General features: G+C 43.3%; 14 protein-coding genes. 1 reads left to right on the forward strand and 13 read right to left on the reverse strand.

What is annotated here, in order from left to right; all coding sequences use genetic code 11:
- Positions 1-18: 18 nt before the first annotated feature.
- The 10 genes from ACQRCC_RS04750 to ACQRCC_RS04795 all read right to left on the reverse strand — a co-directional run bounded on the left by ACQRCC_RS04750 (position 19) and on the right by ACQRCC_RS04795 (position 9902).
- Positions 19-1308 (reverse strand): Y-family DNA polymerase, encoded by a 1290-nt coding sequence (locus ACQRCC_RS04750; protein ID WP_427849660.1) that lies wholly within the window; start codon positions 1306-1308, stop codon positions 19-21.
- Positions 1309-1365: 57 nt separating this feature from the next.
- Positions 1366-3948: an ATP-dependent chaperone ClpB gene (clpB, locus tag ACQRCC_RS04755; RefSeq protein ID WP_427849661.1), complete on the reverse strand. Its 2583-nt coding sequence runs from the start codon at positions 3946-3948 to the stop codon at positions 1366-1368.
- Positions 3949-4107: 159 nt separating this feature from the next.
- A complete protein-coding gene (locus ACQRCC_RS04760; RefSeq protein ID WP_427849662.1) occupies positions 4108-4326 on the reverse strand; it encodes a type II toxin-antitoxin system HicA family toxin in 219 nt (72 codons plus the stop codon).
- Positions 4305-4748, reverse strand: coding sequence for a hypothetical protein (locus ACQRCC_RS04765; RefSeq protein WP_427849663.1), 444 nt, complete (start codon positions 4746-4748; stop codon positions 4305-4307). Before ACQRCC_RS04765 ends, ACQRCC_RS04760 begins: the two co-directional genes overlap by 22 nt.
- 140 nt (positions 4749-4888) lie before the next feature.
- Entirely contained in the window at positions 4889-6229 is a 1341-nt protein-coding gene (locus ACQRCC_RS04770; protein WP_427849664.1) for a citrate/2-methylcitrate synthase, read from the reverse strand.
- Positions 6201-6728, reverse strand: coding sequence for a hypothetical protein (locus ACQRCC_RS04775; RefSeq protein WP_427849665.1), 528 nt, complete (start codon positions 6726-6728; stop codon positions 6201-6203). Before ACQRCC_RS04775 ends, ACQRCC_RS04770 begins: the two co-directional genes overlap by 29 nt.
- 104 nt (positions 6729-6832) lie before the next feature.
- Entirely contained in the window at positions 6833-8446 is a 1614-nt protein-coding gene (groL, locus tag ACQRCC_RS04780; protein ID WP_427849666.1) for a chaperonin GroEL, read from the reverse strand.
- Between the two features lie 31 nt (positions 8447-8477).
- Positions 8478-8762: a co-chaperone GroES gene (locus tag ACQRCC_RS04785; RefSeq protein WP_427849667.1), complete on the reverse strand. Its 285-nt coding sequence runs from the start codon at positions 8760-8762 to the stop codon at positions 8478-8480.
- Between the two features lie 155 nt (positions 8763-8917).
- Positions 8918-9352, reverse strand: a complete 435-nt coding sequence (locus ACQRCC_RS04790) for a MarR family winged helix-turn-helix transcriptional regulator (protein ID WP_427849668.1) — start codon at positions 9350-9352, stop codon at positions 8918-8920.
- Positions 9353-9425: 73 nt separating this feature from the next.
- Complete coding sequence (locus ACQRCC_RS04795; protein ID WP_427849669.1) at positions 9426-9902, reverse strand: NUDIX hydrolase; 477 nt, start codon at positions 9900-9902, stop codon at positions 9426-9428.
- A gap of 89 nt (positions 9903-9991) precedes the next feature.
- Here ACQRCC_RS04795 and ACQRCC_RS04800 point away from each other — a divergent pair, with 89 nt between their 5' ends.
- Positions 9992-10879: an RluA family pseudouridine synthase gene (locus tag ACQRCC_RS04800; RefSeq protein ID WP_427849670.1), complete on the forward strand. Its 888-nt coding sequence runs from the start codon at positions 9992-9994 to the stop codon at positions 10877-10879.
- 40 nt (positions 10880-10919) lie between these two features.
- Here the strand turns inward: ACQRCC_RS04800 and ACQRCC_RS04805 are convergent, their stop codons facing one another.
- The 3 genes from ACQRCC_RS04805 to ACQRCC_RS04815 are packed head-to-tail and all read right to left on the reverse strand — an operon-like array spanning position 10920 to position 15213.
- Entirely contained in the window at positions 10920-12014 is a 1095-nt protein-coding gene (locus ACQRCC_RS04805) for a linear amide C-N hydrolase (protein ID WP_427849671.1), read from the reverse strand.
- 30 nt (positions 12015-12044) lie between these two features.
- On the reverse strand, positions 12045-14693 hold the full coding sequence (locus ACQRCC_RS04810) for a hypothetical protein (RefSeq protein WP_427849672.1): 2649 nt from the start codon (positions 14691-14693) through the stop codon (positions 12045-12047).
- A 43-nt stretch (positions 14694-14736) separates the two neighbouring features.
- Positions 14737-15213, reverse strand: a complete 477-nt coding sequence (locus ACQRCC_RS04815) for a hypothetical protein (protein WP_427849673.1) — start codon at positions 15211-15213, stop codon at positions 14737-14739.
- Positions 15214-15251: the final 38 nt, after the last annotated feature.

The raw sequence follows: 15251 nt of genomic DNA on the forward strand, positions 1-15251 counted from the left end.
TCGCATCTGCTCTTTACATTATCCATTGTATTCGTTTTTATCTCCCCTGTCAACACCCGGTTTCTGCAAAAATCGCCCTCTTTGCACAGCCTGATCCCCGAATTTTCGCTTAATCTCATCCAAAGCTTTATCAAGCTTTTTCTGTTTTTCTGTCGGGACTGCCACGCTTCTTCTCTTTTCCGGTTCCACATGAGAAAGCTTTTTCCTTTCATTTACCGAAGGAAGATCAAAGATACTGAGCTGCTCCGGTTCATCTTCTCCTGCAAGCTTTGAGCTTCGGATTCCCAGAAGGCGGATAGGCCGTCCGTCCCAAAGCTCATCAAAAAGCTCCAATGCTGTCCGGTAAATCTCCGTATCCCCGGAGGTCTGCTTCACAAGCTGTCGCTGATGAGACGCTGTCTCAAATGTATAATACTTAATCTCCACACTCAGCATGCCAGCCCTCTGACCGGCCTCCCTAAGCCTTGCGCCCACACTTTCAGCCAGACGTAGCAATACCTTCGCGGCCTCTTCTCTCGTCTCGGCATCCCGGGGAAGTGTGGTGGAATTCCCGATACCTTTTGCCTCAGATTTTTCTGACATCACCACGTCATTTCCAATGCCGTTGGCAAATTCCCACAGCATTCGTCCATGGCTTTTCAGGTGCAGTTCCAATAACTCAGGCTTAGTATTTGCCAGATCTCCGATGGTAAATATCTCCAGCTTTTTCAGCGTCTCCACACTGGAATGCCCCGCCATATAGAGCTCCGAGACCGGGAGAGGCCACATTTTCACCTGAATTTCCTCAGGAAAAAGTGTATGAACCTTATCCGGCTTTTCAAAATCTGATGCCATCTTCGCCAGAAGCTTGTTATTGGATATTCCTATATTCACAGTAAAGCCGAACAATTCCCGAACCCGGTTCTTAATCTCTATCGCTCCATCCACCGGTGAATGGAAACGATGAGCAATCCCGGTAAAATCCATGTAGCACTCATCTACACTGACCTGCTCAATGTCCGGCGTATATGTATGTAAAAAGTCCATCAGTCTGTGACTGTATGCACTGTATAATTCATGATCCGGCGGCTCCATTACCAGGTTCGGACATTTGCGAAATGCATTTGCCACCGGCTCTCCCGTCCGGATACCATATTTCTTTGCAGGCAGGGATTTTGCCAGCACAACTCCATGCCGGGACTTCTGATTCCCGCCAATAATGGCAGGAATCATCCGTAAATCCCGCTCTGCTCCATGTTTCAATTCTTCCACTGCTGTCCAGCTCAGATATGCTGAATTAACATCGATGTGAAATATGATCCGCCGCATCCGTAACTCCTTTTTCAGGTACGCCTCGGCATACCTGCCACAATTTGCACAGATGTATTATCTGGCTCTTGCTGTCAGACTGCCGTTCTCCACGTCCAGAAGGATGGTCTGACCGGTTCCAACATCGCCCTTCAGCATCAGCTTCGCAGCCAGTGTCTCCACATGCTTCTGCAGATATCTCTTCAGCGGTCTCGCACCGTACATCGGGTCATAACCACCCTCTACAATGTGATTCTTAGCCGCATCCGTAAGAGCAATCTGGATTTCTCTGTCAGCAAGACGTTTATTCACATCTGCAACCAGTAAATCAATAATATGGTAAATATTATCCTTCGTCAATGGTTTGAACATAATTGTCTCATCCAGACGGTTCAAAAATTCCGGCCGGAAATGCGCACGCAGATCATCCATCACAGCCTTCTGGCTTTCTTCACTGATATTGCCCTGCTCATCGATACCATCCAACAGATAGGCGGAACCGATATTGGAGGTCATGATCAGAATCGTATTTTTAAAATCTACCGTTCTGCCCTGTGAATCGGTAATACGCCCGTCATCCAGAACCTGAAGCAGTACATTAAATACATCCGGATGTGCCTTCTCCACCTCATCGAAAAGTACAACAGAATAAGGTTTTCTCCGGACAGCCTCGGTGAGCTGACCTCCCTCATCATAGCCTACATATCCCGGAGGCGCTCCGATCAGACGGGACACGGAATATTTCTCCATGTACTCACTCATATCGATACGGACCATGTTGGATTCATCATCAAAAAGACTCTCTGCCAGTGCTTTTGCAAGCTCCGTCTTACCAACACCGGTAGGTCCCAGGAAGAGGAAGGAACCAATCGGTTTTGTCGGATCCTTAATTCCGGCTTTGGAACGGATAATTGCTTCTGTCACCAGTTCAACTCCCTCATCCTGTCCGATCACGCGCTTATGCAGCTCATCTGCCAGATGCAGGGTCTTGCTCCGCTCACTCTCATTCAGCTTCGCAACCGGAATCCCCGTCCATCGTGATACAATTCTTGCAATCTCATCCTCTGTCACACTTTCATGAACCAGTGAACGATCTTCATCCTTTACCCCGGCCTCCAGCTCGGCAAGCTGTTTCTTAAGCTCCGGAAGCTTTCCATACTGAAGCTCCGCTGCACGGTTCAGATCATAAGACTGCTGTGCCTTCTGAATTTCTTTTCCAACCTGCTCAATCTCTTCACGCAGCTTCTGGACTTTCTCAACACCGACTTTTTCATTATCCCACTGTGCTTTCTTTCCGGCAAATTCTTCTCGCAGCTCTGCCAGCTCCTGCTGCAGATTCTCCAGTCTCTCCTGGCTCAGCCGGTCTTCTTCTTTCTTAAGTGCCGTCTCCTCAATTTCCAGCTGCATAATCCGTCGATTCAGTTCATCCAATTCTGTCGGCATAGAATCCAGCTCCGTCTTAATCAGAGCACATGCCTCATCCACCAGGTCAATGGCCTTATCCGGAAGGAAACGATCCGAAATATATCGATGTGACAGAGTTGCCGCTGCCACCAGCGCACTATCGGTAATCTTAACTCCATGGAATACTTCATAGCGTTCCTTTAATCCACGCAGGATGGAAATCGCATCCTCTACAGTAGGTTCATCCACCTGCACAGGCTGGAAACGACGCTCCAGTGCCGCATCCTTTTCAATATACTGACGATATTCATCCAGTGTTGTGGCACCGATACAGTGCAGCTCGCCCCGGGCCAGCATAGGCTTCAGCATATTGCCTGCATCCATGGCACCATCCGTCTTGCCTGCACCTACGATCGTATGCAGCTCATCGATGAAGAGAATAATCTTACCTTCGCTGTTCTTCACTTCCTCCAGAACAGCCTTCAGACGTTCCTCAAATTCGCCTCTGTATTTTGCACCTGCCACCAGAGCTCCCATATCCAGGGAGAAAATTGTCTTATCCTTCAGACCTTCCGGCACATCGCCTTTCACAATTCGCTGCGCCAGTCCTTCTACAACCGCAGTTTTACCAACACCCGGTTCACCGATCAGCACCGGGTTATTCTTCGTCTTACGGGACAGAATCCGGATCACATTACGTATCTCTGAATCACGGCCGATAACCGGATCCATCTTCTGATCCCTGGCTCGTTCTACCAGATCCACACCATATTTGTTCAACGTATCATAGGTAGCTTCCGGATTATCACTGGTCACTCTCTGATTCCCCCTCACGGTAGAAAGCGCCTGCAAAAATCCCTCTCTGCTGATTCCAAGCTCCCGAAAGATCTCTTTCACTGTCTTGCTGGGATAACGAAGGATTGACAGGAAAAGATGCTCTACAGAGACATATTCATCTCCCATCTGCTTTGCTTCATCCTCCGCATGGATCAGAGCCTGATTCAGATCCTGCCCTACAAATGGCTGACCGCCCTGCACTTTGGGACGTTTACCGATAGCCTGCTCAATCCGGTTTACTACCAGATTCTTATCCAGACCCATCTTCTCCATCATCTTAGGAATCAAACCGTCATCCTGAGTCAGGAGCGCATAGAGAAGATGTTCCTGCTCAATCTCCTGATTACCATATTCCATTGCCGTCTTCTCACAGTCCTGAACTGCCTGAAGAGACTTCTGCGTAAATTTATTTATATTCATAGTGATACCTCCTCACTTAGAACACGCCTTAAAAGGCTGTAATTTTCTTTGTTCTACAAGGAATATAACACTATTTATTAGCCACGTCAAGTATCGAGTGCTAATTTCTTATAAAAAAGAAAGTGTCAGCAACAAACTGCCGACATCTTTTCTTCTATACTATATATGTTCATTAAAATATTCCTGACTGACTCTCAATTGTTTCTTCAGAATTTCCTTCCACATCCGCGTATGTATCTCTCCTGAACCTTTAGAAACTTTGGTCATTCTGATACTGCCATCGTCATCCATCTTCCGATAAAAATAATGATCTGTGTCTTTATAAAGTTCCCATCCATCCCGTTCACAGAATCTCTTTAGTTCTTTCCACCTCGGCATTCAATACTCGCTCCTATCTCTTTCGGTTCATCCATAATCAGCGCTTTAAAAATATATGGAACATGGGCTTTTCTGTTAGGCGTATGTGAATATAATGCATACTCATTATAATACTCCACAGAGTACTCCAATATGGCTTTACCCAACAATTCCCTTGCTTCCTGTTCATCTTTTCCATTCTCAATCAGGTCAATTTCATTAAGAGACAACGTAACTGATCCATCATCCTCCAGATACTTCTCTGCAGTAAATTTGTATGCTTTCAATATTTCAGCCATTGTTTCCAAATTAGAAAACCACATTTTGTCTCTTGTACGTTTAATAAATTTCGGTTTGTCATGCATAACACTATCACAAACTGAACTCCATTCTTTCCTTACTGTTGTAGCCTGTTCCATTAACATCTCTATCATCTCCTTCATGTACCTCCAGTATAATATACTATGCACACAATGTCAACAACGTGCAAAACGTACATTATTATATTATCATATGCTGATTTTCCCACAAAAATACAGTAAAAAAAATATAGCCCGTTTTACGAGCTATACCATTCTATTTATTATACCTGTCTCTCCTCCATTACGCTCATATATGCCGGGCGGATGATCTTATCCGTGCAGATCAGTTCTTCCATCCGGTGTGCACTCCATCCAACGACCCTTGCCACTGCAAAAATTGCCGTGTACAATTCACGCGGAATTCCCAGCATGTCATACACAAATCCACTGTAAAAATCCACATTCGGGCTGACACTTTTCACCGTATTCCTGTGTTCAGCAATTAACTTCGGAGCAATCATCTCAACATTCTCATAAAGCTCAAGGTCTCTCTCCCTGCCCTTTTCTTTTGCCAGCTCTTCGACGTATTTCTTAAATACCCTTTCTCTGGGATCGGATAATGTATATACGGCATGTCCCATTCCATAAATCAAACCTTTTTTGTCAAAAGCCTGTTTATCAATGATCTTTCTTAAATAAGCAGATATTTCTTCCTGATCAGAAAAATCTCTCACATTTTCCCGTATATTATCCATCATATCCATAACTTTGATATTCGCACCGCCATGCTTTGGTCCCTTTAAGGAAGACATGGCAGCAGCAATTGTCGAATATGTATCTGAACCGGACGATGTTACCACTCTGGTTGTAAATGTAGAATTGTTTCCGCCACCATGCTCCATGTGCAGAATCAATGCTGTATCCAGAACCTTTGACTCAACCGGTGTATATTTCTGATCCGGCCGAAGCATCATCAGAATGTTCTCAGCCGTAGAAAGATTTGGATCCGGATTATGGATATACATACTCTGGTTTTTTTCATAGTGATTATATGCGTGGTATGCATATACCGCAAGGAGCGGGAACTCACTGATCAGCTGGATACACTGTCTCAGCGAATTACTGATACTGATGTCTTTCGCTTTTTTATCATAGGAAGCCAGTGTCAGTATACTTCTCGTCATAGAATTCATGATATCTTCAGAAGGCGCTTTCATAATGACATCTCTGGTAAAATTCGTCGGAAGTGTTCTGCATCTGCCAAGCATTTCTTTAAATTGTACCTCTTCTTCCCGCGACGGCATTTCTCCCATCAGAAGAAGATATGCTATTTTTTCAAATCCGGTCTCTTCTTCTCCCAGATCACAGATCAGTTTTTCTACCCGATATCCCCGATACCACAATTCTCCATCACAGGGGACTCTTTTCCCGTCTTTCACACGTGTTGAAATAACTTTGGATATCTTTGTCAGACCTGTCAGCACACCTTTTCCATTTTCATCCCTAAGCCCCCGGTTAACTCCAAATTCCTCATAGAGACGCGGATCAATATGATCATTTTTCCGGCATATGCCCTCTTTTTGTAATACATAATCATTCATCTGATTCATCATCTCTGTCATACGAATCATCCTCCCCCATTTCTTTAATTTCGCTGCACATCAGATTATCCAGCTGTTTCATCAGCTTTAACAGCAAAGTCAGATTTTCTTTTCCGAATTTATTAATCACCTTTCCATAACAGTCTCTCAAAATCTTTTCCTGTTCCTGAAAGAGTTTCTCTCCCATTTCAGTAACCGTCACATAGGTTCCTTCACTTCCTGTTCCGTCATAAGACCACAGAACCAGTCCCCGGTCTTTCAATTTCTCGACCATTTGTGATGTCTGACGTATTGTCAGCTGCATTTTTTCTGACAGATTCTTTAAATAACTCCTGCCGACATGATCTGAAGAGCCATTTCTCTCAGATACTATGGTGTACAAGGCAATGTACTCCTGCAGTGTCATTTTACGAAACAGTTCCTGGATTTTTCCTTTGTTCATCAGATATCTCCGATATGTTAATTCATTTGTAAACTTTCTTATTTCATTTGCATCAAATGTTTTACTCTTTTCTGACATCCGGTGTCCCTCCTCTGTGATCTTACTTCAAGTAAAAGCAAAAAGGGAGATGTGCCAGCCATCTCCCCTTTTGCTTTACTGTTATATGTTCCTAGCTGTTCATTTTAATACATTTCCGGCTGTGGTTGCGGAGCAGGTGTATTCTCTTTGATATCTGCTACTGCTGCCTCTGTAGTAAGAAGTGTAGCCGCCACACTTACTGCATTTGTCAATGCATTCTTTGTTACCTTAACCGGATCAATGATACCCTGTTTCATCATATCCACAAAGGTTTCCGTTGCAGCATCAAATCCTACACCAAGCTCACTTTTCTTTACCTGATCTACAATAACAGGACCTTCCAGTCCGGCATTATCCGCAATTGTAAATAACGGAGCTTCCAATGCTTTCGCTACGATTCTGGCTCCTGTCTTCTCGTCGCCTTCCAGAGTTGCAGCCAGTTCATCTACATTTTTCTGTGCATGGATATATGCGGATCCACCACCACAGATCACGCCTTCTGCTACAGCTGCTTTCGTTGCATTCATAGCGTCTTCCATACGGTATTTTGCTTCTTTCATCTCGGTCTCTGTAGCTGCACCGACACGGATTACTGCTACACCTCCACCCATTTTGGCAATACGTTCCATTAGTTTGTCTTTATCCATTTCTGATGTTGCATCAGCCATCTGTCTCTTCATGCTGGCGATACGTGAATCAATATCATCTTTATTTCCGGCACCGTCTACGATTGTTGTATTTTCTTTTGTAACCTTTACAGATTTTGCACGACCCAGCATATCCATTGTGGTATCTTTTAATTCAAGTCCAAGATCTTCCATGATTACCTGTCCGCCGGTAAGTGTTGCGATATCCTGAAGCATTGCTTTTCTGCTGTCACCATATCCCGGTGCCTTTACAGCAACAACTTTCAGCGTTCCTCTCAGTCTGTTAACAATTAATGTAGTGAGTGCTTCTCCTTCTACATCTTCGGCGATAATCAGAAGTTCCTTTCTCTCTCTCATCACATTTTCCAAAATTGGAAGAATGTCCTGAATGTTGGAAATCTTCTTATCTGTCATAAGGATATACGGATCTTCCATGTTCGCGATCATCTTCTCTTTATCATCACACATGTATCCGGAAAGGTATCCATTATCGAACTGCATACCCTCAACCACATCAATCTCTGTCTTCATGGTTTTAGATTCTTCAATTGTAATGACACCATTTTCTCCGACTTTTTCCATTGCATCTGCAATCATTCCACCGACTTCTTCATTTCCGGCAGAGATTGCAGCTACTTTTGCAATATGTTCTTTTCCTGTAACCGGATGACTCATTGCTTCAATTGCCTCAACAGCTGCATCGGAAGCTTTCTTCATTCCTCTTCTCAAAATAATCGGATTTGCGCCTGCAGCAATATTCTTCATCCCCTCTTTAACAAGCGCCTGTGCCAGAACTGTAGCAGTTGTTGTTCCATCTCCTGCAATATCGTTTGTTTTAGTAGCTACTTCTTTTACAAGCTGGGCGCCCATGTTTTCAAAACGGTCTTCCAATTCAATTTCTTTTGCGATTGTTACACCATCATTCGTGATTAACGGTGCACCATAGGATTTATCCAATACAACATTTCTTCCTTTTGGTCCCAATGTAACCTTTACTGTATCGGCCAGGCGGTCTACACCAGCTTCCATTTTCTTACGAACATCAATATCAAATGTAATATCTTTTGCCATGATAAACTCCTTCTTTCCTCTACTATTTTAATTATTCTACAATTGCCAGAATATCGCTCTGACTTATGATCTTAAATTCTTCATCGTCAATCTTCACATCTGTGCCGCCATATTGAGAAATAATAACCTTATCTCCTTCTTTTACCTGCATAGCAGTCATTTGTCCATCCTTGCATTCTCCCGGACCAACCGCGATTACTACCGCTTCCTGCGGTTTCTCTTTTGCACTGTCTGGCAGAATGATTCCTGATTCTGTCTTTTCCTCAACATCCTGATACTGAAGAACTACTTTGTCACCCAATGGTCTTAATTTCATATGAATAACCTGCCTTTCTTTTTGTTAGCACTCTATTTTATTGAGTGCCAGTGTGATTCACAAAAAAATAGTTTCTTGCGAAACATTATTTATTTTGTTTTTAAATTGTTTATTTTTAAAGTATTATATCATTAAAAATCAGCTTGTCAATAGGTTTAGAAAATTAATTTATTTATATTGTTTCTGATCTTTTCGGATACTTCCCGATAAATCTTCAATTCTTCTTCTGACACTCCCTCCAAAATCTTTTGATTCATGGCTTCTCTTCTACTTGTCATTTCCGTTATCAGTTCTTTCGCATGATCAGATATTTCATAATGAACATATCTTCTGTCATTCTTGTCCGGTATCGCAATAATGTAGTTTCTTCTGCAAAGATTGTCAACAGCCTGCGAAATATGTCCGCGATTCATCATTAGCTGACGATGAATATCTGTAGAGGTGTTATGTTCTCCGGACTTTGACAAAAAATACAAAATCTCCAGTTCTGCCCTTTTCATATCATATTTTTGACGCAGCTCGGCACTCTGTTCTTCCAACAGTTTTTTAAACTGCCCGCCCTGCAAAATGATATCAATTTGTCTATCCATATCCTTCTCTTCTTTCCGTAAATTTTTTCTATTCTATCACAAGTTAATTGATTCGTCATCTTTTAATTTTAAACTATACTTCCAGCGCTACACCATCCAGCACTGCTTCCAGGAGTCTGTCCTGACCATCATACACTAGCTTCAACGAAAAAAATGGATGCTCCTCCGCCAGAAGCCGCAGGAAAATCTTATCCCCTTCCCAGATGTTCAGCTTTTGTATCTTCGCAATATCTACCCATTCCAATTCACCCTCATCACATGGAATCGACTCTCCCTCAAAACCGTCAGCCGTGAAAAGGGACATATATTCGGTCACACCATTTCCCGATACAAAAGTCACCAATCCCCGGAAACGATATGAAGTCAGCGTATATCCCGTCTCCTCTTTCACTTCCCGCAGCAGGCATTCCTCCGGGCTTTCATCCGCCTCAAAATGTCCTCCCACACCAATCCACTTATCCTGATTCACATCATTTTCCTTTACCGTTCTGTGAAGCATCAGATATTTTCCATCACGTTCTATATAACAAAGCGTACTCAAACCAACCATACTTTTCCTCCATTCCCATAGCGTCTGTACATCAATGCAAGCTATATGTTATAGTAATATTATCATAACCATATTTAGAGGAAAATGCAATGAACCGTACAATTGATTATCTTATTGAAGCCGAAGATGACGGGCTTCGAATTGAATTATTTTTGAAAAGAAAAGGATATTCCCACCAGAACATTGTCAGTATCAAGCACATGCCGGAAAGTGTGCTTCTTAACGGTATCTTCAGCTACATGAACCAGACGCTTCATACCGGGGATATTCTGACAATCCGAATCAGTGAGACCCAGTCTTCCGAAAAAATTCCTCCGGTGAATATTCCCCTTTCTATCGTATATGAGGATGAAGATATTATCGTCATCAACAAACCGGCCGGAATGCCCATTCATCCATCTTTAAATAATTACACCAACTCTATGGCAAATGCGCTTGCATGGTACTACCGGGAACAGGGAAAACCTTTTATCTTCCGCTGCAGCAACCGGCTGGACCGGGATACATCCGGACTTACCGTTGTGGCAAAGCATCTGGTAAGCGGCAATATCCTGTCCTCTATGGTGGCACGAAGAGAATTTCATCGTGAATATCTTGCCATAGTGCGGGGTTCTGTAACTCCCGAATCCGGTACCATCCATGCTCCCCTTGCCAGAAAGGAAGGGACCATTATCGAGCGCACCGTAGACTGGGAGCGCGGGGAGACCGCCATTACCCATTATAAAGTCATAGCAGAAAAAAATGGGCACAGCCTGGTTTCCCTTCGTCTGGAAACCGGCCGCACCCATCAGATTCGTATTCATATGAAATATCTGGGATTCCCATTAATTGGTGACTACCTGTATAACCCGGATATGGAATATATGACCAGGCAGGCACTTCACTCACACCGCATTGCATTTACGCATCCCATTACCGGAAAACCCATGGAATTTACCGCTCCTCTACCGGAGGATATGGCATCTGTGCTATCATAAAGACCGTCCTCATTCCACTGATTTGCCCGATGCCGTCATCTTATTTCTCCAGCGCGTAGCGCGTTACATCCTCCCAATTGCGGTGGAGTACAATCTCGGCAGTAAGCTCCGTATTGTTATACGAGACGGACCACTGGGTGTTGCTTGTAATCTCATCGGGATTGGGGTCTTGTGCCGCAGATTTTATCGCATTCCACACGGTATCGTTGGTGTAATTACCTTTTTCCGCCTCCAACACCTCCAGCACGGCGTCATAGCGTTCCTTTCCGTGGCCGTAGATGCCATTTTTCTGATTCGGAAGCACCTGTTCTTTATAGCGGATAAAGAAATTGGTGACCGCCTCAGTCGGTGTTGCCACCAACTCCCTTGTTTCGCTGTCACAGTCATAATATTCCACTACTCTGCCGTCACCCGATGCATCGGTGATGTAAAAATGATAATCTCTTCCGCTGGAAGCGTACATGTCATAGCCACGCAAAAGCTCCACCGCTTCCTCTGTAGTTGCCGCCCGGTCAAGCACGAGACGTATGGCAAGCGTAGTAGAAATGACAGGCTTCCCGGTGTGCTGCCTTACAGGCTCACTGTCCACCGTCAGCACGGCGATGGATACCCCTTTTTCATTCATACCGTCAAGACATATAAACGGTGCACTCAGGCTTGCCAGTTTCTTTTTCATATTCTCATCCGGCACATTTGCCGAAACGTTGTCAAGTGCAGCAACGGCTAAAGATTTATATCCGTCCTTCGGCGAACAGTACACCAGCATGGCAGAGGTGTCGTTCCTGAAATCGTAATTTCGTCCCATATGAACATCTCCGTCCGTATCGGTCAGCGTAAACGCCGTGCAACCGAAATTAGGCGCTTTTACTTTCACAGGCAGAAGCGGCAGCGCCTCTTTCAGAATTGCGTCAATCATCGTCTGATCGTCCGCAATGCCATACTCGATCACATCATCAATACTGTAATCGTATTTGATATCCATGCGATAGAGATTGTAGCCATCCTCGTAATCTGTAAGGCGCTCTATGCTGCCGATGGTTTGAATTCGGGTAAAATACAGCCCCAAAAACGCAACGCCGACTATTGCAACAGCCGCAGCCAAAATGAGCAGCCCCCTCTTTATTGCTTTATTCATATCGTTCCCACCTTATAGAATAAATGTGTTTTAACTACTGTACGGATTATTATCAAAGAACGCCACGGCTTCTTTATCACTGACTATTCTATCCGTCTTTATTACCCCGGATGCTGTCTCATCTTCGGTAAGTATACCCTTGTTGATTGCCCAGTTCATAGCCGCTTTCTCATAATCATCCAAATCCTCAAATCCGGCATATTTTCCCGAAACATCCTCGCACTTCACATCACAGCCGTATTTCTTTGCTGCATTATACGCTATCTCTGCAAATTCAAGTTCTGTAATACCGCTATATGCGCCTATGAACTCACGATCAACATTGTTATAAATACCTTCTTTCATAGCCCAAACTACAGCATCGGCCTCATATTTCGTCTGAACTGAATTACTGCTGATTTCATCTTCTGTCATTTGCAGTAGTGCACTTACGTACATCTTTTCTGAAAGATCCAGATCTACCCCCAGGCTGTTCTTTATAAATAATGTTGCCTGTGCTATGGAACACTCTCCCGGTGCACACTCCAGCGCCTTTAAAAATTCATTCTTTTCTGCTTCACTTATTTCAAGTGTATCACCATTCTCCACAGGCTGCTCCTCATCTACAGTCGCAGCTGCTTCCACATTAATTGTTATCATTGGCGTCCTCTTAACATCAGAAGACTTAACATAAGGTATTATATCAGGATTTTCCGAGTAAAGCTGATATACTTCATTATCGACAACATACTTCACATAAGCAGTACCCTCTTTCAACCCGGTTACTATGAAATCACCATTCGGATCCTCTTTCAGTGTTACCACATCAGAAGTATCTATCTTATTCCCCTCTCCGTCTGTCAGTATCCAGCTTCCTTTATCACTTCTGAAACCATAAAAAGCTCCGTCTTTTTCATCAACACCGTTCATTTCCAGCGTACCGAGATTCAGCTTTTTCCCCGGAGCAATAGACTGGCTGCTGTCATTCGCATTGTTCAGTTTAACCGTATGCAGCGTATAAAGAGGATAGATTTTTCCAATAGTCCCCTGTGTTCCTTCACCTGTACGCTTAAGCGTGCCTCCTGTTATAGACATTGCCCTGTTTGCTGTCAAGCCCTGTGTCGTTTCCTTATAATCCGGCTTTATTCCTATTTCTTTCATTGCATCAGAGATTTTACTATAATCAAGATGTTTTATCCACGGGTTATCCCAATCATAACTGGATCTTTTGTATCCATGCTTTACCTTGATTCCCCTTGTGATGCCGTTGGATTCATCATAACCGGCATCCCTGCTCATTCTCTCTCTGAGATTCTCATTCGCATTCTTAAACTGTGTCATAAATGCTGACTGTGAATATCCTGTCGATGTGAAATAAGTCGTTGCCGCATCGTCATCATAGTAGCATCCATCATACGAAAATATGGTTACCGTATATGATATTGCTACCGGGCAGTCATAAACTGTCGAATATACATAATCCGTATTCACAATACTCTGAGCCACACCTGTATGTCCGGGAATCTGTATACTTTGAGTACTCTCAGAAGATTCTGATTGTTCTGTACTATTTGTATCGCTCACACCATTTTCCCACAGCGCGCCTTCTGTAAAAGAAAAACCTACTTCCGCATGATAAAAATCGGTATTTTTACCGAATGAGAATTTAGCGCTCTGTGTTGATGAAAACGTAACCTGTTTTTTATGGGAAATTGTCGAAGAAAGCGTTTCCTTCCGTGATTTTGTAGTTTTTATTTGTTGCGTTGCAGGCTGCGTACTCTCGTTTATTAATGAGCTTACAGTTCTTTTGCCATTTTCCTTTGCAGTAAATCCTTCGATTTTCGTACCGTTCCGAACCGCTGACAGTGCATTATCAAGATTACCATACCCCCTCAACGCCGGCGTTACACCAGTGCTATTTTCTTCTTCCTCATTATATTCTGCACTGACAGGCGTTATTGAAAAGTCACTGTAGGCGATTCCAAGACAGTTATATGTATATTTATATGTACCGCCATCACGATCCCTTGTGGCCATCAGATTATAGATTACAGTTCCATCCGACTCTTTGTCATCTGCCATAGCTTTCAGCGAACTATGTTTTCTAAAGTCACTTGTCTTGATTTTTCCCGGCTTTACTTCTACAAGCAAACTATATGCTGCTTCCTGTACTTCATTAAGATTTTTTGCAGTACGTTTTCCCGAAATGATCGTGTATATATCACACGTTTTTTTATTTTTACCGGTAGACTGAGTGCTGCCTTTTACAGAAGATAAAGCTTTGTACAGATTTCCGTAACCTTTGCCACCGTTCACATCATTCATGAATCTGTCTTTATAAGGTTTTTTATTAACTGAATAATACGATAACGGATTAGCTGCGAAGACACCGTTTGCAAAAGCTGCCCAGTATTGAGCGGGAGTATAATTCGTCCCTATTACCTTACAGTTGTACAGAGTCTGCTCCATGAGGGCATCCGGGTCATCCACAACAGGTCTGTCCTTTGTCTGACCCTCATATATATCGTAATACGTTGTCTCCTGATTGTCGTCATGTCTCGTAAAGGATTTGAAATCTTCACTTGCCCCCTGTGTATTGTATGTTGTGGCTGCATTGGCACGTATCGGACATGCTATGCAGGTAAGAGACATCATCATTGTCGTAAATATTGCTGTAACCTTCTTAGAAAATCTTTTCACGTTTCTCTCCCCTTTCAAGCTCTGAATTACTATTATAAAATCGCTACTTTTCAAGAATCATCCTGATGTCCCCACTATCGTTCTTATTTTCCAGAATGAGACGTCCGTCTTCCAGGATTCCTGTCACATCATTTTCGTCCACATCTTCCTGGCCTTTTATTACAAAAACATATTCTCCATCGTTTTCTTCATATGTACCTGTGGACAAAACCGTTGTCTCACTGTTTTTATTGTCACTTTCTTCTTCTGACAGTGTAAATTCCCCGCTCTTCACATCAAGCCTTACAGATATCTCGGCATCCTCAGCGGCACCGAATATTTCTGCCAGTTCTCCTTTATTATAGGTACCATTTCCTGTATCCATCTCAACAAGATACCATGTTCCTGTTATCAAATCACCGGGATTGCCGGAATCAGCGGAATCAGCGGAATCACCGGAACCGCTGCATCCTGTTAATGAACACAACATCACGATAACAAGAAGCATTGAAATCATTTTTTTTATAACTTTGTTTCGCATATACACCTCCGCTTTATTGTATAAGATTTCAAAATTGT

This window comes from Sporofaciens sp. SGI.106, assembly GCF_050314255.1.
GTDB lineage: Bacteria > Bacillota > Clostridia > Lachnospirales > Lachnospiraceae > Claveliimonas.

What these genes read in the sequence shown, in the direction of transcription:
- ACQRCC_RS04765 (WP_427849663.1), bottom strand. Translation starts at nt 4,748, where the DNA reads ATGAAGGAGATGATAGAGATGTTAATGGAACAGGCTACAACAGTAAGG.
- ACQRCC_RS04805 (WP_427849671.1), bottom strand. Translation starts at nt 12,014, where the DNA reads ATGAATAAAGCAATAAAGAGGGGGCTGCTCATTTTGGCTGCGGCTGTT.
- groL (WP_427849666.1), bottom strand. Translation starts at nt 8,446, where the DNA reads ATGGCAAAAGATATTACATTTGATATTGATGTTCGTAAGAAAATGGAA.
- ACQRCC_RS04800 (WP_427849670.1), top strand. Translation starts at nt 9,992, where the DNA reads ATGAACCGTACAATTGATTATCTTATTGAAGCCGAAGATGACGGGCTT.
- ACQRCC_RS04750 (WP_427849660.1), bottom strand. Translation starts at nt 1,308, where the DNA reads ATGCGGCGGATCATATTTCACATCGATGTTAATTCAGCATATCTGAGC.
- ACQRCC_RS04795 (WP_427849669.1), bottom strand. Translation starts at nt 9,902, where the DNA reads ATGGTTGGTTTGAGTACGCTTTGTTATATAGAACGTGATGGAAAATAT.
- ACQRCC_RS04785 (WP_427849667.1), bottom strand. Translation starts at nt 8,762, where the DNA reads ATGAAATTAAGACCATTGGGTGACAAAGTAGTTCTTCAGTATCAGGAT.
- ACQRCC_RS04770 (WP_427849664.1), bottom strand. Translation starts at nt 6,229, where the DNA reads ATGACAGAGATGATGAATCAGATGAATGATTATGTATTACAAAAAGAG.
- clpB (WP_427849661.1), bottom strand. Translation starts at nt 3,948, where the DNA reads ATGAATATAAATAAATTTACGCAGAAGTCTCTTCAGGCAGTTCAGGAC.
- ACQRCC_RS04815 (WP_427849673.1), bottom strand. Translation starts at nt 15,213, where the DNA reads ATGCGAAACAAAGTTATAAAAAAAATGATTTCAATGCTTCTTGTTATC.
- ACQRCC_RS04790 (WP_427849668.1), bottom strand. Translation starts at nt 9,352, where the DNA reads ATGGATAGACAAATTGATATCATTTTGCAGGGCGGGCAGTTTAAAAAA.
- ACQRCC_RS04760 (WP_427849662.1), bottom strand. Translation starts at nt 4,326, where the DNA reads ATGCCGAGGTGGAAAGAACTAAAGAGATTCTGTGAACGGGATGGATGG.
- ACQRCC_RS04775 (WP_427849665.1), bottom strand. Translation starts at nt 6,728, where the DNA reads ATGTCAGAAAAGAGTAAAACATTTGATGCAAATGAAATAAGAAAGTTT.